Genomic DNA, 16,875 nt, shown 5'->3' on the forward strand with positions numbered 1-16,875 from the left:
ACAAGCGTATCGCCGTGAAACGGGGTAATGATCTGCCAACACCGAAAGCGGCTCCAGCCTCTATGCGTGGATTGGCGTTTATCCCCACTGGGACGCAGTGTGGCTCACAGACGCTGACAGCCTGCAAACTCCTTGTAGGAGCAGCCTTGTGCTGCGAAGAGGCCGGTTCAGGCGATGCATCAGTGTCGCTCGTACCGGCCTCTTCGCAGCACAAGGCTGCTCCTGCAGGTGAGGCGTTTACCGCGGTCTACGCCGTGCCAGGCAGGCATAACCCAGGCCCAGCACGCTGACCGCCAGTACGCCCAGCAACACCATCAACTCGCGGCTGTAGCGGGCCACGGTGGCTGGAAAACCGATGACCTCGTGGTACACCTGCACATTGGCCACTCCGTCGGCGTGGCTGATGCTGACCCCGCCCTGGCGAATCTGCAAATAGTCTGCATCGAAATAGACCCAGACCTTGCACGTGCCACCCGGCTCGATGGCCGGGATGTCCACCTGCGCGGTAGCGGTCTCCAGCAGGGTGTCGTTGCCGGCAGCATCACGCACCTGCACCAGGCCCTTGGCTGGCAGACGGATCTTTACCTCCCGTACCGGCGCGTCACCACTGTTGCGCAGTTCGATAAGCAAGCCGGTACGGTGATCGACCAGGCCGGCCTCGAAGGGCTTGGCGAACAACTGCGCATAGGGTGCCTGGGCCATCTCAATCAGGCGTTCGACCTGATCGTGGCTTAGACCGCCCTGGCCGATACTGTTGATACGCCCCTGCAACTGCTCATACTTGAGTTGCTCGCTGGCTTTGCTTATGCGCTCGCTGAACTGGGTGGGATAGGTGAGGTAGGCATAGGTCAGTGACGCCTCCAGGCGCGGGCTGCTCCTGAGCAACACGTAGGCGGTCAAAAGCACCATCAGGCCTAAAAGCACGGCTACGAGGAGTTTCCCCACCTTGTCCCAGCTCAATGCAAACTTCCTTCTGTGGTGATACAGACGATTCAAACCGCCCAAGGGTGCCAAGTTAAAGGCCCCCAGGCAAGCTTGACTAGGGTTCGCGCTCACCTTCACGCGCCTGACGCACCTGCTGCAGCTGGCCATCGATCAGTGCCTTGGCCATGCCGGCCAGATAGAACGTGGCCTGCATCATCACCTTGCGGTCGGCTGGCCTGTCGATGGCCTTGCGGGTAATTTCAGTGATGCAGCCCATGATGCCCGAGGCCTCCGTCAGCGCGGTCCTCATTGGCAGCTGCGGTTTCATCTGCACCAGTTCGGCATCGGCGTTGCCAAACCGGCTCGCTGCAGGCACGACATTGAGCTTGCTGCTTTTCGGGGTGTCGTTGTCCATGTCCATTCCTCGGGGTTATGAGCATCCCCAGCCTAGGACGCCACCTCCCCCATCACAATGACCAGCAGGATGGAAAGAACCACTTTCAGAAATGGACTACACGAACCCCATGAAATGGGCGCTCTGCCACCGATCAGCCCCTTGACCGGCACCTGCCAGTGTCGGACGATCAACCTCCCCCACACCAGGACGAACACCATGCTACGGATACTGGGCAGAGCTTCTTCCATCAATGTGCGAAAAGTCCTGTGGGCCTGCGCCGAATTCGAGGTCGCATTCGAGCGCGAAGACTGGGGCGCTGGCTTCAAGGCCACTGACAGCGCGGAGTTCCTGGCATTGAACCCCAACGCCATGATCCCGGTGATCCAGGATGGCGACTTCACCTTGTGGGAGTCCAACAGCATCATCCGCTACCTGGCCAACCGCTACGGTGCCACCGCGTTCTACCCCGACGATGCCCAGGCGCGGGCCAGGATCGACCAGTGGATCGACTGGCAGGCCTCGGACCTGAACCGCTCGTGGAGCTACGCATTCATGTCACTGGTCAGGCACTCCCCCTCCCACCAGGACCCGCAAGCACTGGCCGCCGGTTGCGCCGAATGGTCGCGCTACATGCATATCCTCGACCGCCAACTGGCCAGCACCGGTGCCTACGTAGCCGGCAGCCAGTTCACCCTGGCCGATATCCCTATCGGCCTCTCGGTCAACCGCTGGTTCGAAACGCCGTTCGAGCACCCGCACCTGCCAGCGGTGCGCGATTATTACGAACGCCTGAGCGAACGCCCGGCCTATCACCTGCACGGTCGTAACGGTACGCCGTAACGTACAACACTGGTTTCACTGCCGGGCATTGGGTAATAATGCGAGTCATTACCATTAGTGCGCGAACACGGAAGAGTGGCATGCCCGGCAGCAGACACCCCATCGAGCATCTTTACGTCGAGCACCACGGCTGGCTGCAAGGCTGGCTGCGCCATCGGCTGAACAGTGCAGCGGATGCTGCCGACCTTGCCCACGACACCTTTGTCCGGGTACTGCAAAGGCGCCAGGCAAAGGCGCTGTTGGAGCCACGTGCCTATTTGCGCACGATCGCCCGCGGGCTGGTCATCGACCTGTGGCGCCATCGCGACATCGAGCGGGCCTGGCTGGAGACGCTGGCGCAGCTGCCCGAGGCCCAAGTGCCATCACCGGAGACCAGTGCCCTGGCCATCGAGGCACTGGTGGCCATCGACCGGCTGCTTGACGCGCTGCCCGCACGCACACGCACCATCTTCCTGCTGGCACAACTGGATGGCATGCCCTGCCCGCGCATTGCCGAACAGCTGGGGGTGTCGCTGTCCACCGTGGAACGAGACCTCAGCAAAGCCTTGCGCCATTGCTATCAGCTTGTCTTCGAAAGCACGCCATGAGCACCAGCACACTGCCGGCGCTACCCGGCGCAACAGTAGACCAGGCCATCGAATGGTCGATCCGTCTCACCTACAACCGGCCCGACCCTGCTACCCGGGCGGCCTTCCAGGCCTGGCTGGCGGATGACGAAACCCACCGGCTGGCCTGGGCGCGCATGCAGAGCCTGAGCGGGCACTTTGCCGGTGTGCCGAGCGGGCTGGCGCGCCAGGCGCTGGAAAAACTGCCTGAAGCCCGCCTGCAACGGCGCCAGGTGCTGAAACTGCTGGCGCTGTTCGCGGCAGTCGGCACCACCGCCTGGGGGAGCCGCGAAACCGCGCCTTGGCAGCGGCTGATGGCCGACTACAGCACCCGTGTCGGCGAACATCAGCGCTGGACCCTGGCTGATGGTAGCCAGTTGGAGCTAAATACCGACAGCGCCGTACGTGTGTATTTCGATGCCCGGCACCGGCGCATCGAACTGCTGCGCGGCGAGCTGTACCTGGTCAGTGGTGCCGACAGTGCCAGCCTGCAACAGCGCCCATTGCAGGTCACCACCACCTTTGCCACGTTCACCGCCCACGGCAGCCGCTGCAACATACGTCAGTACGCCGACGCCTGCCGCCTGGGCGTTGCCGAAGGCACCGTGAACATACAGCCACGCTCGGGTACCGATGCCGTTGCCCAACCCGGAGAAACCTGGCGGGTAACCCGTGACAACGCGCTGCGCCTGCCCGGCAACGCCGAAGACGCCGCCGCCTGGCGCGACGGCCTGCTGACCGCGAGGGCGATGCCGCTGGCCGAACTGCTTGACGAGCTCGGCCGTTATCGCAACGGCTACCTTGGCTGCGACCCACAGGTTGCGAAACGTACTATCAGCGGTAATTTCAACCTCACCGACACCGACGCCACCCTGGCCTTCATCGCCCAGACCCACGGCTTGCGCGTACAGGCAATGACGCGTTACTGGGTGCGCCTGAGCGCCTGAAACAACCCGGCAAAAAAAGTGCTCGCCGGGTGAAGGGGTTTGCAATCTCGCCCGGCATACACAGCAGAACACTCAAATTGCCAACGAGAACCCCACGTGACCCGACCCGCCCCCTTGCGCCTCGCCATCCGCCAAGCCCTGTTCTGCACCAGCCTTGGCCTGGCTACGCTGCCCTTGGCCCATGCCACCGACAGCGCCAGCACCGCCACCCGCTACGACCTGGCCATCCCGGCCGGTTCGCTGGATGCAGCCCTGATTGCCCTCAGCCGCAGCACCGGCCTGAACATTGCCTTTACCCCGGGTGACCTGGCCGGCAAATACAGCGCCGGGCTGCGCGGCAGTTTCAGCCGCCAACAAGCCCTGCAGCAGTTACTGGTCGGCAGCGGCCTGCAAGCCATGCCGCAGGACAGCGGCTACCGCCTGATCCCGGCCAGCGAACCGCTGCCATTGGGTGCTGTGGCACTGGACCCGACCAACGTGACCGGCACTGCCAACCTCGGCGAGCAGACCGAGAACACCGGTTCCTACACCACAGGCGCCATCAGCACAGGCGGCAAGACACCACGCAGCCTGCGCGAAACCCCGCAGTCGGTGAGTGTTATGACCCACCAGCGCATGGATGACCAGCACCTCACCAGCCTGACCCAGGTGCTGGACCAGACCACCGGCATCACCGTGGTCGGCGGCAACGACACGAAAAACCAGATTTACTCGCGTGGCTTCGTCATCCGCAGTATCCAGACCGACGGCGGCGCACCGATGCTGCGCAACGAAGCCTTCGACACCCTGCCCGACATGACCGCGTACGACCACGTCGAGGTTTTACGTGGCTCCGATGGTTTGTTCGGCGGCACTGGCGACCCGGGCGGCAGCATCAACCTGGTGCGCAAGCGCGCCTTGCCGTTCAACCAGCTGAGCATCAGCCAGTCGGCCGGCAGCTGGGACAACTACCGCTCCGAAGTCGACCTGACTGGCCCGCTGGGGTTCGACGGTGCACTTCGCGGCCGCGTGGCGATGTCGTTCGAGGACAAGAAATACTTCTACGACAATGCCGACAGCGAGAAGCACGTGATCTTCGGCACCCTGGAGGCAGACCTGAGCCCGGCCACCCTGGTGAGCATCGGCGGCACCTATGAATGGCGAGACATGGACGGTTACTGGGACCGGGGCCTGGTGCGCTACAAGGACGGCACCGAAATCGGCACCTCGCGCAGCCGCTCGCTGGCCGCCGACTGGTCCGCGAACAACTACAAGCGCACCGAGTACTTCGCCAAGGTCGAGCACGCGCTGGACGACAATTGGAAGCTCAAGGCCAGCTACACCAAAAGCAAGTTCGATTCGACCCAGGACATTGGCGAAGTGAGCGCCGCCGTCGACCCGAACACCAACCAGACCACTTTCAAGCGTTTCATCCGCGGTTACAACAACCAGCAGGACTTGTTCGATGCCAACCTGTCCGGCACCTTCGAAGCCTTTGGCCTGACCCACGAACTGCTGGTCGGCGCCGACTATGAAGAAGTGATGCGCAGCTACTCCGACGACAGCGACCTGTCGCAAGTAAGCGACATCAACGTGCCCTTCGACATCACCACAGGTGACGCCGGCGCCATGCCCAAGCCGCGCACACCCCCCAGCTACTACTACAATCCCGACTGGAACCAGCGCAAATCCGGTGCATATGCCACCTTCAAGGCGCAGCTTGCCAAGCCACTGCACCTGACCTTGGGCGCACGCTACTCCGACTACCGTGACAACACCCGCACCGTGGTCCCGGTCTTCAACAATGCCGACACCCGGGTCAAGGAAAGCAACCGCGGCGTCATCACCCCGTTTGGCGCGCTGGTGCTCGACCTGAACCGGCAGTGGTCGCTGTACACCAGCTATGCCGAGATCTTCCAGCCGCAAACCGCCTTCAAGTCCCCCAGCAGCCAGCCACTGGACCCGATCGAGGGCGAAACCTACGAGTTCGGTACCAAAGGCGAGTTGCTCGATGGGCGCCTCAACCTGTCCAGCGCGCTTTACTACACCAAGCGTCTGAACGAAGCGGTGAGCACTGGCCAAGGTTTCTACAGCGCCTCTGGCGAGGTGATCAGCAAGGGTATCGACAGCGAGATTTCCGGTGAGCTGGCCCCCGGTTGGCAAGCCATGGCCGGCTACACCTTCAACATCAACAGGCAACGTGTTGCCGGCAATGCCGCCAACAACGGCACGCCGATGAGCACGCAAACACCCAAGCACCTGTTCAAGTTCTTTACCACCTACCAACTGCCCGGCGAGTTCGAGCGCTGGAAGGTCGGCCTGGGTGCCACCATCCAGAGCGACAGCTACAAGAGTGGCTTCATCCAGCGCCGCCTGCCCGACGGTGGGCTCAGCCAGCAAGACCCGTATGCGTTCCGCCAGGCCGGTTATGCGGTGTGGAACGGCTTGGTCGAGTACCGCATCGATGAACACTGGACGGCCACGCTGAATGGCAACAACCTCTTCGACAAGGCCTACTACCAGACCGTGGATGCCAGCGATACCGGCAACTGGTACGGCGCGCCGCGCAACTACATGCTGACCTTGCGCGGCAAGTTCTGAGGTGTGTCGAGGGGTTCCACCTGCAAGATCCTGGGGCTGCTTTGCAGCCCTATCGCGACACAAGGCCTCTCCCACAACAGATCGCATTCCCCTGTAGGAGCGGCCTTGTGCCGCGATAGGGGCGCACAGCGCCCCCGGCGATCTCGGCTTGTTACACCACAACCTGCCCCGCCGCTGCCACCACCCGCCCACGCCAGGCAAACAGCAACACCATCACCAACCCCAGCGCCGCCATCGCCGCGCCCGCCAGGGAAATCGCCGGGTAGCCCAAACCTGCGTTGATCACTGCGCCACCCAGCGCCGCGCCAATCGCATTGCCCAGGTTGAATGCACCAATGTTCACCGCCGATGCCAGGTTGGGCGCATCCTTGGCTGCCTCCATCACCCGCATCTGCAGTGGCGGCACCAGTGCAAAGCTGGCCGCGCCCCAGACCAGGATCGCCAAGGCCGTCGGCAGCGGCCAGTCCAGCACGAGCGGGAACACCAGCAGCACGCCAATCAACAACGCCAACGACAAGATCAGCGTGCGGTCGATCGAGCGGTCTGCCGCCTTGCCGCCCCACACGTTGCCCAAGGTCAGGCCCACACCGAACAACACCAGCATGGCTGTCACGAAGGTGGTGGACGCCGCCGCCTCGCTCTGCAGGATCGGCGCAATGTAGGTGAACACCGTAAACATCGCACTGGAACCCACCACCGTCAGCAGCAACGCCGCCAGTACTGGGCCGCGGCCCAGCACCCGGATTTCGGCCATGGCCCCGTCACCTTTGGGCGACGGCACATTGGGCAGCGCGTACCAGAGCGTGGTCATCGCCACCAGGCCAAGCCCGGCAATACCCCAGAATGCCGTGCGCCAACCCAGCATTTCACCAAACCAGGTCGCCAGCGGCACGCCGCCAATCGTGGCCAGGGTCAAGCCCATGAACATTGCCGCCACCGCCCCGGCGCGCTTCTCGGGCGATACCACGCTGGCCGCGACAATCGAGCCGATGCCAAAGAAGGCACCGTGGTTGAGCGAGGTGACCACACGGGCCACCAGCAGGCTGGTGTAATCGCTGGCCAGGGCCGACATCAGGTTACCCAGTGTGAAAATGGCCATCAGCCCGATTAGCAAATAACGCCGCGGGATCTTCACCGTGGCCAGGGTCATCAGCGGTGCGCCGATCAGCACGCCAATGGCATAGGCACTGACCAGCAGCCCGGCAGCGGGGATGGAGACGCCAAGGTCAGTGGCGATACTGGGCAACATGCCCATGGGGGCGAACTCGGTGACACCGATGCCAAAGGCACCGATGGCAAGTGCGACGAGAGGTGGATTGATACGCATGGCAAGCTCCTTATCTATGCCGCAAATGCTACGATCCATTTCAAAAGCGCACTAGACTGCTTTTTTGCCAACCACCTTTGCGCACGAGGCACAAATGGACTTCAGTGGAAGATCCGGCGAGATGGAGATATTTGCCAGGGTGGCGCAAGAAGGCAGCCTGTCGGCCGCCGCGCGGGCACTGAACCTGACGCCTTCTGCGGTCAGCCGCATCATCGCCCGCACCGAACAGCGCCTGGGCACCCGCCTGCTGCTACGCACCACCCGGGCGATCACCCTCACCCCCGAGGGTGAGGCGTACCTGCGCGGTGCACGGCGGGTGCTGGCCGACATGCTCGAAGTGGAAGAAGCCATCACCGACCAGGGCGTGCCGCGCGGGCGCTTGCGGGTAAGCGCTGCGCTGGGCCATGCCCGGCTGACCGTGGTACCGCTACTGGCGGCCTTCAGCGCACGTTACCCGCAAGTGCTGGTTGACCTTACCCTCAGTGACGAAGTGGCCGACATTCTCGGCGGCCAGGCCGACGTGGCATTGCGTTTCGGGCACCTGCCGGACAGTTCATTGAGCGCCCGCGCCATTGGTGAAACCGGCCAGGTGGTGGTTGCCTCGCCCGAGTACCTGCAACGCTGCGGCACCCCGCTTGAGCCTGAAGACCTGGCCCGGCATAACTGCCTGCGCTTCAACTTCCGCCGTGCCGCGCCCGACTGGCCGTTTCGCCGCGACGGGCAGGTATTCTCGTTGAAGGTGACGGGCAATATCGAATGCAGCAGCGGCGAAGCCTTGGCGCAACTGGCCAGGATCGGTGCCGGCGTGGCACGCATCGGTACCTTCACGGTGGTCGACGACCTGGCCAGCGGGCGGCTGGTGCCATTGCTGGAGGCCTACAACCCTGACGACCGCGAGCCGATCCATGCGGTGTTCGTCGGTGGCCAGGCGATGCCGGCGCGGGTACGGGTGTTTGTGGATTTTCTGGTAGAGCACCTGTCTGGCGGCCTGCGCAATCCCTTGTAATCGGTGGACTCGTCCCCGGCGAGGCATCACAGCGCCACGGTGGCATTCTAAGAATCCAACGGCAGCGCGGGCGAGACGGGCGAAGCCCGTGCCATCCACCGCGCGGCCTGCTTCGCGGGCATGCCCGCTCCCACAATGCTCAGGCATCACTTCATCGAACTGGCTGTGGTTGGGTACAATGCACACTTTCTCTCAATACCACGCAAAGGACCGCCCATGCTTTACGTCGTCATGCTCGGAGGCCGCCACCCCGGCGCCAAGATCGAAGTCCACGACGTGGTATTCGCCCAGGCCGACACCTTCGAACAGGCTTACCCGCAGCTGCGCCAGGCCTGGTTCGGTAGCGCGAAAGGCTTGCACATCGATTCGTGGCTGGAAGTGCACGGCGTGGACGGCCAACGGATCGAACTGCGCCCGGACGCCCCCGCCCGCGGCGCACTGCATCTGTACTTCATCAACCTCGGCGGTTACGAACGCGATGTGTTCGGCGAGGCGCACCGCTACCTTCTGGTTGCCGCCCACAACAAGACCGAAGCCAAGGCCCTCGGCAAGCAGCGCATGCAGGCACACTGGCTGAAGCCGCACACCGACGCTTTGCTCGATGTCGACGACTGCCTGGCAATCGACCAAGTGGGCGGGCAGTTCGTGCACCTGGTCGAAGGGGCGCATGAGCCGGTGGTGGTGCGCAGCGACTACATCCTGATCTGACGTTGATGCGCGCAGTTGGGTTATCTTCGACGCTTCACTGTACCGCCAGGGCCAGACCACCATGCGCATTGTCATTCCCGACGACTACCAGGATGTGATCCGCACGCTCGACTGCTTCGGCAAGCTGAGCGGGCACGCTGTCAGCGTGCTTCATGAGCGCCAGCCGGCCACGCTGGAGCAACTTGCAGCACGCTTTGCCGATGCCGACGCACTGGTACTCACCCGCGAACGTACCCGCATCGACGCCGCCTTGCTCGACCGCCTGCCCAACCTCAAGCTGATCAGCCAGACCGGCAAGGTGTCCAGCCACCTGGACCTGGCTGCCTGCACCGCACGCGGCATTGCGGTGACCGAGGGGCGCGGCTCGCCGGTGGCGCCTGCAGAACTTGCCTGGGCGCTGATCCTCAATGCCCGCCGGCAACTGGTGCCGGCCATCGATGCTTTGCGCCAAGGCCAATGGCAGGTCAATCTGGGCCAGGCGCTGGCCGGCCAGCTGCTGGGTATTTGGGGCTACGGCAAGATCGGCCAGCGTCTGGCGCGTTATGCCCAGGCGTTCGACATGCCTGTGCTGGTGTGGGGCAGCGACAGCAGCCGCGCCGCAGCCCAAGCCGATGGCCATCGCGCTGCTGCCTCGCGTGAGGCATTCTTTGCCGAAGCGGATATTGTCAGCCTGAACCTGCGCCTGTCCGACCAGACACGCCACGGGGTGACCTTCGACGACCTGTCCAACATGAAGCCCGACGCCTTGCTGGTGAACGTCAGCCGCGCAGAACTGATTGCCCCAGGGGCATTGCTACAGGCACTGGATGCTGGGCGGCCGGGTTTCGCGGCGGTGGATGTGTACGAGGAGGAGCCGCTGCTCGACCCGGCCCATCCGCTGCTGCGCCACCCACGCGTACTCAGTACGCCGCACCTGGGGTACGTGGAGAAGAACGGCTACGAGCTGTACTTTGGCGATGCCTTCGACAATGTGCTGGCGTTTTTCGAAGGAAAGCCAAAGAACGTTGCCAACCCTGAGGCCCTGGCAGCTCGACGCTGAGCCCTGCGGGAGCCACTGCCGTGTTCAAAATGTCAGAGTTCGCGCGATCACTGTGGGCGCGGGCATGCCCGCGAACACCGGCGAAGCCGATGCCATCCACCGCGCTGGATTCTTCGCGGGCACGCAGGCTGCCAAAGGCACCGTGCAGGCCTGAAGTTTGCCTTTAAGTTGCGTTCAACCGAACAGGTTCAGCCCCAGCGCAAACACAGCCACCGCCAACGCCACCAGCGGCACTGCATTGCGCTCCAGATACACCGCCCAGCCCGTCCCGCACACCTGCTGCAATTGCAGCTCGCATTCACGCTGGCGCTCCACCAGGCTGGCCAAATGCGTCTCGACGCTATCCACGCGCTGAGCCTGGGTGCTGGTCGCCAGCGCAAGCCTCTTCAAAGCCGTCGTCACCGTGGTAGACAGCGCTTCCCGTGCCAGGTTGCTGGCGGCCAGCTGCTCCTGGTACTGCTCAAGGCTCTTGCGGATTACCCCTTCCTTTTGCACGCGGGCCAAGGTACTTGCCACCAGCTTGCGGTTCTGCACCTCGGCACTGGCCTGCAGCGCGGCCATTTCGATTTCATGCTGGCCTTGCACACTTGCCAGACGCTCCACCTCTTGCCTGCACAAGGCATGACCATCGGCCAGCGCCAGCAGTTCGTCGAGCTGTTGCCTGAGTTCGCGCAACACTCTCAGTGGACCCTGCAGGTCGCCATCCGGGGTCGCGACGTCTGCGTTCAAACGTTCTATTTCGCCCGCCAACGCATCGTTGAGGCCACGCAGTACCTTGTTATCGGAAGTAGCGTCCAGATTGCCAAGGGCGGTCTCGATCACCCTGTCCACAATCGGCTTTGCGAGCGGGGTCAGAATGCCGTGTTCGTATAGCTGGTTCATCAATTCCTATCCGGATACAGCTGTAAGGGGCGGAAAGCTATCAAATTGGCATCACTGGATCCACTGATGAACGAGAGATTTGAGTGGTTGATCAGGTAACGGGGAGGTCTGCAATGCGTGGCCGCGTGCAGTACAGGCACCTGCCCTGCGGCCCCGTTACGTGCCGTTGCCCAAGCTTCAATCAAGGTTCAGCCAAGGCTTCAGTTCGGCCCGGTTCGCCAGCACCAGCTGCTGCGCTTCGGGCCTTGCATCATGCATGTTGGGGTTCACCCCGAAGCGCTTCACCACATACTTGACCAATGCCTGGGAGCTGCCCACCACCAACTGCCCGTCGGTCATGCCGTAGTCCACCTCGATGATGGCCCGCTGCGCGGGTGTCAGGCGTTCGTCCGGCTTGAAGATCACATCGACCGGAGTGTTCCATTCCACGTCCTGTTCGATACCATTCTCGGTCTGCTCTTCGTGCACATCTGGCACACCACGGAAACGGCTGAGTACAAAGTCGCGGTACATGCGGTTCTTTTCGCAATAGGCCCGCACATGCCAGCGCATGCCGGTGTACACCAGCGTATGCGGGGCGATGATGCGTCCCTCGAGTTCGGGGGTGTTGAACGACACGTAGTCGATGTCCAGGCGGCGCTTTTCGCGGCAGGCCTTGAGCAACGGCCGCAGGACCTCGGGTTTGACCGAGCGGTCGGGTACCTTCAGCACTTCGGTGTGGGCATAGGCCAAGGCCAGGCCTTCGATATGTGGGGCGCGTTCGTTGTTCTGATTGAGCAGGTCGAGGTAGGCGCTGGCGCTGTCGTCGATGAACAGCGGCTTGAACTGTCGGGTCGGGACATAGCCTTTGATCTGCTTGTCGTAGACCAGGTTTTTCGACGCGTAGTCATTGATGTAGGTGTTGATGTCCTTCGACGCCTGCTGGCGGCTGATGCCGAAACTCTGGATCAGGTGATTGGTGGTCAGCCGACCTTCCCACCAGACCACCGTCTCGATCAACCGGTAGCGCAAGGCCAGGTCCCAGCGGGTTTGCTCCATGCGTTGCGTGCGTTTCATGTCGGCTCCTGTAGGGTGGCAACAAGCACCTTGATAGATGACGTGTCGCCTGATCATACATATCCATCCGTTTGCACATCAAGCCTGACAGATATGTAAAGTAAACAGGCATATGCTGACAGAATCGTTCATCGCCGCTGTGATACAGCGCGATTGCAGCCAAGGGCTTGTCTAGCGCAGCGTCGCCGGCAGCCATGATATCAAATGGCCTTCAACACTCATCCTACCCTGCCCGCAAGCAGCCCGCCGGATATGCACCATTGCTTTACCTGTACAAGTCTCCATTATCGACATGTAGCCTTTATGGACATATCGTTTCGCTTACCGGCAAACTGCCACTACCCAAGGAAGCGTCACATGGAAGCTATCGAAATCTCTCTGCTGGGCGTCTGCGGTATCACCCTGCTGCTGGTGTGTCTGCAGCACGCTCGCCAAGGCGAGATGTGGGACCTGCTGCAAGGGGACCGCGAGCTGGAGCGCTCCGCTCGCATCCATAAACAGGAAAACCGCGAGCTGCAGTCCGCGCTGCGTGCAGAGCGCGAGCATGTGAGCCAGTTGCAGCGCCAGGTTCAGGTGCTGCTCGGACTGGTGCCGGAGGCCTGAGGGCTTTCGTCACCGCGCAGGCGTACACTTGCCATCAGCACAGGCTCAGGAGTTGCTCAATGCCCTACCCCATCGAACAGAAACTGGTCATTGGCGTTGCCTCGAGTGCGCTGTTCGACCTCACGGTCTCGGACGACATCTACAAGACCCAAGGCGTCGAGGCGTACCGCCATCACCAGCAGCAGAACCTGGACGAGCCATTCCCCAAAGGCGTGGCGTTCCCGTTCATTCGCCGCTTCCTGAGTATCAACCAGGCCTTCCCCGAGCAACTGCCGGTAGAGGTGGTGCTGCTCTCGCGCAACTCCCCGGAAACCGGCCTGCGGGTGTTTCGTTCGATCAACCATTATCAGTTGGACATCACCCGCGCGGCGTTCATGTCGGGCCGCTCGCCCTACGAGTACATCCCGGCATTCAACGCCTCGCTGTTCCTCAGTGCCAATGAGGAAGACGTGCAGAAAGCCATCGACGCCAACTACCCGGCCGGGCGGGTGCTGCCGACGCGCATCTACGATGACGAGATCGACACCGAATTGCGCGTAGCCTTCGACTTCGATGGCGTGATTGCCGACGACGAGGCGGAGAGCGTGTACAAGCGCAACGACAACCTGGATGACTTTCAGGAGCACGAGCGTGTACACAAGGGCATTCCGCATTCGCCAGGGCCGCTGGCGGACCTGTACCGCAAGCTTTCGCTGATACGCATGCTGGAGGACCGCAAGCTGGCCGAGAACCCGGACTACAAGCGGATCTTGCGCATTGCAATTGTCACGGCGCGCAATGCGCCTTCACATGAGCGGGTGGTGACGACGTTGAAGGACTGGGGCGTATCGCCGGACGAGTGCTTCTTTCTCGGCGGCATGGAGAAGCCCAGGGTGTTGTCGATTCTGAAGCCGCATGTGTTCTTCGACGACCAGCGCAGCCACTTGCAGTCGCCGGCGGGGGATTTGCCGATGGTGCATGTGCCGTTCGGGGTGGCGAACAGGGGGCGTTCAACGACGCTCTCCCCGCTCGACACGCCTGTGCAGGAGCAGGACGACACCGGCGTTGCCGGTGCCATCCAGCCTGTCTAGCGAGCAACTTCCTCGACCGGGGCATTGGTGGTCGGGCGGCTACGCTGCCCCAACAACGCACGCGCCGCCAATGCCGCCACCACCAAGCCAGGGGACGCCGCCAGCAGCAGGCCACCTACTCCCGCACCCGCCGCCAGGATCTGCCCTGCGGCCAACGGGCCGGCCATCGAGCCCAGGCGCCCTACCGCCACAGAAGCCCCCACGCCGGTCGCGCGCACCTGGGTCGCATACAACGTCGGCGCAAGCGCATACAGCACCAACTGCCCACCAATGGCGCAATAGCCCGCAGTAAACCCGGCCAGCAACATCAGGCCAAAAGTGCTCGACAACCCCAAGCCCGCCAGCGAGACAAGCATGCCGGCATAAGCGATGAACACGGCCCGCCCGGCGAAGCCCCGGTCCATCATTCGCCCGGTGAGGAACGAACCTGCAGCGCCGCCCAGGTTGAACAGAATCTGTACCGCGCCCGCCTGTGGCCGGCTGTAGCCTTGCCCAATCAACAGAGATGGCAACCAGTTGAGCAGCATGTACAGCACAGTAAGCGTGAAGAAGCACGCCACCCACAGCAACAAGGTGCGGCTTGCCTGGCCCGGCCCGAACAATTGGCCCAGCATGCCGTTGCCGGCTGCGCTGGCCGCGGGCTGGGCACGGAACGCCTGGGACTCCTTCAGCCATACCATCAGCACGAAGGCAATCGCGATGGGGGCGATACCACCCACGTAGAACACCGTCCGCCAGCCTTCGCCCAGCCCGGCCATGCCGATGACCGACGCGATCGCCCCGCCCAGGGGCACGCCGCAGTAAGTCAGGCTCACCGCCGTGCTGCGCAGGCGCTCTGGTGCGGCCTCGCTGGCCAGGGCAATCAGGATCGGCAAGGCGGCCCCCAACCCCAACCCGGTCATCAGCCGTGCGATCAGCAGCGTGGTGTACGTATCAGCGTGGGCGGTACCCAGGGAGAAGCCGCCGAACAACAGTACTGCCACGATCAGGATGGCCTTGCGGCCCAGCCGGTCGGCCAGCCAGCCCCCAATAAACGCACCGGGCAGCAGCCCCAGCAGCCCGGCACTGAACACCCAGCCAAGCATGGCCGGGGTCAGCGCGAATTCCTTGGCCATGTGCGGCGCTGCTACCCCGGTGGCCTGAAGGTCCAGCCCCTCCAGCAGCGCCACCAGAAAACACAGGCCGATCGTAAGTACCGGCTTGCTTGAAGATGAGGATGAATGACTCATGTGTGGCCCCTTTTGTTGTTATGGGTCGGGAAGTCAAAGCCTGAACGTGGCACGCAAGGAAACGAACGACGAGTCTTCGCCGCCGGCTTCCTTGATGGCAGCACCGACGTCGTAGTACTTCATGTCGAGATCCAGTGTGAGGTTGGGTGTCGCCAGCCATCGGGTGTTGGCACGGTAGATGGTGCCCACATGCCGACCGGTGCCACGGGTGTTGGCCAGCAGGCTCATGCCAGGCATGTACACGCCATCTTCTTCGCGCTGCTTCCACACCTCGAGCACACCTTGTTCGAAGCGCACCGTGCGCCAGGGCGAGAAGCCGAACGTGGGCCCGACCACGATCACGTTGCTCAAGGTGGTCAGGCTGGCCTCACCGTAAACGCCGTTACGCGGGAACAGCGGGTCGAAGGTGCCGACCTTGCCGTCGCCCAGGTCACTGTCACCGCTGGCGGCGTCGACACGCATGCCCAGGCGTGGCTGCCAAGGGTGGTCGAAGGTGTAGCCGCTGTCGCTCGACACCGCCCAGGCACGGATCGAAGCGCCGCCCAGGTGGCCACCCTGCCCGGCCAGGTTCCAGCTCCAGTCCAAGGCCTGATAGCGGCCGAACAGGCGGGTGCCGTAGGTGTAGCGTTGCTCATCCCCCGTCTCGCCAGCCAGGCTGCGGTCGTCGGTTTCGAGGCCGAACGCAAACAGGTCCATGTTCCACACGGCCGTCAGCGGCAAGGTGCCGTACAGGCCGTAGAACTTCACCGCATTGTTGCTGCCGTCGTCCCAACTGTCTTCGCCTGTTTTCAGCGGCCTGACAGCGAAGGCATCGAGCTTGCGCCCGTCCTTGAGGTTGAGGCTGGCACGCACGCCATCGAAGCTCAGGCGCAGGTTAGGGACATCCCGGTAGGTGACGAACACCTGGTCACCAAAGGCCATCTCCTGGCGCCCGACCCGCGTGGTATAGCGCCCTGCGGCAAAGTCGTGGTTGAAGTCGATGAATGCCTGGCGGATTTCATTCCGGCCTTCGTCATTGGGTGAGTACAGGTCTTTGCCGAACGCCCGGGTGTTCTCTACCTGCACGAAGGTACGCAGGGCATCATCGAACAGGTGCAGGTCGGCATGGGCTTGCAACCGTTGCAACAGATAGGAATCGTCTTTCAGGCCACGCAAGCCGAAGAAGGGCTGGTTCAGCGCATCGGCGCGGTAACGCGCCTCGGCCCCCAGTTGCAGCCAGGCCGACTCGGACAAGCGATGGTAGCGCAGCCCGTCGAACGGGTCGCTGGCCTTGGCGGGGTCATCCAGAAAACGGTAGTCCTCGACCCAGCGCGGAGCGCCGGGCCGGCCTGGCCGGCTGTCTTCAAGCGGGCTGGCCGCTTGCACGTACTGGCACAGCGAAAGCAGCACAACGGGCACCAACGCCCGGTTCAACGGCCTCGTCATCAGAATTTCCCTTTACTTGTTTTTATAAAATTGGATAACTCTGTTAACGATTATTTTTGTTAATCATATTGCCGTCAATAGCCAATCGACGCCCGCAAGAGGCACGCGCCATTCTGCGTTCGCTGATCGAACACAAATGCGCACAAGGGCTGCGACAAGGCGCCATTGGTGGCTAGTATTTGTCCTGCGCGGCGTCTGACCCGCCGTCTTACGTGCAAAAACCCTCATTAAAACAAC

16 protein-coding genes are annotated in these 16,875 nt (G+C 62.8%); 9 read left to right on the plus strand and 7 right to left on the minus strand.

Annotated elements, in window-relative coordinates; genetic code table 11:
• Positions 1-237 precede the first annotated feature (237 nt).
• Positions 238-960, minus strand: a complete 723-nt coding sequence (locus SB765_RS27180) for a hypothetical protein (RefSeq protein ID WP_341796022.1) — start codon at positions 958-960, stop codon at positions 238-240.
• Positions 961-1,039: 79 nt separating this feature from the next.
• The gene (locus SB765_RS27185; protein ID WP_410910151.1) at positions 1,040-1,339 is read right to left on the minus strand and encodes a DUF3077 domain-containing protein; all 300 of its coding nucleotides are present in this window, start codon (positions 1,337-1,339) and stop codon (positions 1,040-1,042) included.
• Between the two features lie 198 nt (positions 1,340-1,537).
• Between SB765_RS27185 and SB765_RS27190 the strand changes: the two genes are divergently transcribed.
• The 4 genes from SB765_RS27190 to SB765_RS27205 all read left to right on the plus strand — a co-directional run bounded on the left by SB765_RS27190 (position 1,538) and on the right by SB765_RS27205 (position 6,293).
• Positions 1,538-2,161, plus strand: a complete 624-nt coding sequence (locus SB765_RS27190; RefSeq protein WP_341796024.1) for a glutathione S-transferase family protein — start codon at positions 1,538-1,540, stop codon at positions 2,159-2,161.
• Between the two features lie 80 nt (positions 2,162-2,241).
• Positions 2,242-2,748, plus strand: a complete 507-nt coding sequence (locus tag SB765_RS27195; RefSeq protein WP_341796025.1) for a sigma-70 family RNA polymerase sigma factor — start codon at positions 2,242-2,244, stop codon at positions 2,746-2,748.
• A complete protein-coding gene (locus SB765_RS27200; RefSeq protein ID WP_341796026.1) occupies positions 2,745-3,713 on the plus strand; it encodes a FecR family protein in 969 nt (322 codons plus the stop codon). The genes SB765_RS27195 and SB765_RS27200 overlap by 4 nt, the downstream gene beginning before the upstream one ends.
• 96 nt (positions 3,714-3,809) lie before the next feature.
• The gene (locus SB765_RS27205) at positions 3,810-6,293 is read left to right on the plus strand and encodes a TonB-dependent siderophore receptor (protein ID WP_410932231.1); all 2,484 of its coding nucleotides are present in this window, start codon (positions 3,810-3,812) and stop codon (positions 6,291-6,293) included.
• Positions 6,294-6,444: 151 nt separating this feature from the next.
• Here SB765_RS27205 and SB765_RS27210 read toward each other — a convergent pair whose 3' ends face one another.
• Positions 6,445-7,620 carry an MFS transporter gene (locus SB765_RS27210; RefSeq protein ID WP_410932232.1) on the minus strand — a complete coding sequence of 392 codons (1,176 nt, stop codon included), beginning with the start codon at positions 7,618-7,620 and terminating at the stop codon, positions 6,445-6,447.
• A 94-nt stretch (positions 7,621-7,714) separates the two neighbouring features.
• On the opposite strand from SB765_RS27210, the gene SB765_RS27215 reads away from it, so the two are divergent.
• The 3 genes from SB765_RS27215 to SB765_RS27225 all read left to right on the plus strand — a co-directional run bounded on the left by SB765_RS27215 (position 7,715) and on the right by SB765_RS27225 (position 10,373).
• Positions 7,715-8,626 (plus strand): LysR family transcriptional regulator, encoded by a 912-nt coding sequence (locus SB765_RS27215; RefSeq protein ID WP_049276468.1) that lies wholly within the window; start codon positions 7,715-7,717, stop codon positions 8,624-8,626.
• Between the two features lie 216 nt (positions 8,627-8,842).
• Positions 8,843-9,334, plus strand: coding sequence for a DUF1543 domain-containing protein (locus tag SB765_RS27220; RefSeq protein WP_063426858.1), 492 nt, complete (start codon positions 8,843-8,845; stop codon positions 9,332-9,334).
• 61 nt (positions 9,335-9,395) lie between these two features.
• Positions 9,396-10,373, plus strand: coding sequence for a D-2-hydroxyacid dehydrogenase family protein (locus tag SB765_RS27225; RefSeq protein WP_410910148.1), 978 nt, complete (start codon positions 9,396-9,398; stop codon positions 10,371-10,373).
• A 174-nt stretch (positions 10,374-10,547) separates the two neighbouring features.
• On the opposite strand, the gene SB765_RS27230 is transcribed toward SB765_RS27225, so the two are convergent.
• Positions 10,548-10,934 carry a hypothetical protein gene (locus tag SB765_RS27230; protein WP_341798902.1) on the minus strand — a complete coding sequence of 129 codons (387 nt, stop codon included), beginning with the start codon at positions 10,932-10,934 and terminating at the stop codon, positions 10,548-10,550.
• A gap of 498 nt (positions 10,935-11,432) precedes the next feature.
• Positions 11,433-12,311 carry a helix-turn-helix transcriptional regulator gene (locus SB765_RS27235; protein ID WP_341796031.1) on the minus strand — a complete coding sequence of 293 codons (879 nt, stop codon included), beginning with the start codon at positions 12,309-12,311 and terminating at the stop codon, positions 11,433-11,435.
• 357 nt (positions 12,312-12,668) lie between these two features.
• Between SB765_RS27235 and SB765_RS27240 the strand changes: the two genes are divergently transcribed.
• A complete protein-coding gene (locus SB765_RS27240) occupies positions 12,669-12,914 on the plus strand; it encodes a hypothetical protein (protein ID WP_016499054.1) in 246 nt (81 codons plus the stop codon).
• Positions 12,915-12,973: 59 nt separating this feature from the next.
• Positions 12,974-13,984, plus strand: a complete 1,011-nt coding sequence (locus SB765_RS27245) for a 5'-nucleotidase (protein WP_341796032.1) — start codon at positions 12,974-12,976, stop codon at positions 13,982-13,984.
• Here SB765_RS27245 and mhpT read toward each other — a convergent pair.
• Together mhpT and SB765_RS27255 are read right to left on the minus strand one after the other, a co-directional pair.
• The gene (mhpT, locus tag SB765_RS27250) at positions 13,981-15,213 is read right to left on the minus strand and encodes a 3-(3-hydroxy-phenyl)propionate transporter MhpT (protein WP_341796033.1); all 1,233 of its coding nucleotides are present in this window, start codon (positions 15,211-15,213) and stop codon (positions 13,981-13,983) included. The two genes, SB765_RS27245 and mhpT, sit on opposite strands and share 4 nt — an antisense overlap.
• A 33-nt stretch (positions 15,214-15,246) precedes the next feature.
• Positions 15,247-16,638 (minus strand): alginate export family protein, encoded by a 1,392-nt coding sequence (locus SB765_RS27255; RefSeq protein ID WP_156859853.1) that lies wholly within the window; start codon positions 16,636-16,638, stop codon positions 15,247-15,249.
• Between the last annotated feature and the right edge of the window lie 237 nt (positions 16,639-16,875).

The organism is Pseudomonas sp. SIMBA_067 (assembly GCF_046534675.1).
Taxonomy (GTDB): domain Bacteria; phylum Pseudomonadota; class Gammaproteobacteria; order Pseudomonadales; family Pseudomonadaceae; genus Aquipseudomonas; species Aquipseudomonas putida.

What these genes read in the sequence shown, in the direction of transcription:
- SB765_RS27255 (WP_156859853.1), bottom strand. Translation starts at nt 16,638, where the DNA reads ATGACGAGGCCGTTGAACCGGGCGTTGGTGCCCGTTGTGCTGCTTTCG.
- SB765_RS27230 (WP_341798902.1), bottom strand. Translation starts at nt 10,934, where the DNA reads ATGGCCGCGCTGCAGGCCAGTGCCGAGGTGCAGAACCGCAAGCTGGTG.
- SB765_RS27245 (WP_341796032.1), top strand. Translation starts at nt 12,974, where the DNA reads ATGCCCTACCCCATCGAACAGAAACTGGTCATTGGCGTTGCCTCGAGT.
- SB765_RS27185 (WP_410910151.1), bottom strand. Translation starts at nt 1,339, where the DNA reads ATGGACAACGACACCCCGAAAAGCAGCAAGCTCAATGTCGTGCCTGCA.
- SB765_RS27190 (WP_341796024.1), top strand. Translation starts at nt 1,538, where the DNA reads ATGCTACGGATACTGGGCAGAGCTTCTTCCATCAATGTGCGAAAAGTC.
- SB765_RS27215 (WP_049276468.1), top strand. Translation starts at nt 7,715, where the DNA reads ATGGACTTCAGTGGAAGATCCGGCGAGATGGAGATATTTGCCAGGGTG.
- SB765_RS27235 (WP_341796031.1), bottom strand. Translation starts at nt 12,311, where the DNA reads ATGAAACGCACGCAACGCATGGAGCAAACCCGCTGGGACCTGGCCTTG.
- SB765_RS27210 (WP_410932232.1), bottom strand. Translation starts at nt 7,620, where the DNA reads ATGCGTATCAATCCACCTCTCGTCGCACTTGCCATCGGTGCCTTTGGC.
- SB765_RS27195 (WP_341796025.1), top strand. Translation starts at nt 2,242, where the DNA reads ATGCCCGGCAGCAGACACCCCATCGAGCATCTTTACGTCGAGCACCAC.
- SB765_RS27225 (WP_410910148.1), top strand. Translation starts at nt 9,396, where the DNA reads ATGCGCATTGTCATTCCCGACGACTACCAGGATGTGATCCGCACGCTC.
- SB765_RS27220 (WP_063426858.1), top strand. Translation starts at nt 8,843, where the DNA reads ATGCTTTACGTCGTCATGCTCGGAGGCCGCCACCCCGGCGCCAAGATC.
- SB765_RS27200 (WP_341796026.1), top strand. Translation starts at nt 2,745, where the DNA reads ATGAGCACCAGCACACTGCCGGCGCTACCCGGCGCAACAGTAGACCAG.
- SB765_RS27240 (WP_016499054.1), top strand. Translation starts at nt 12,669, where the DNA reads ATGGAAGCTATCGAAATCTCTCTGCTGGGCGTCTGCGGTATCACCCTG.
- mhpT (WP_341796033.1), bottom strand. Translation starts at nt 15,213, where the DNA reads ATGAGTCATTCATCCTCATCTTCAAGCAAGCCGGTACTTACGATCGGC.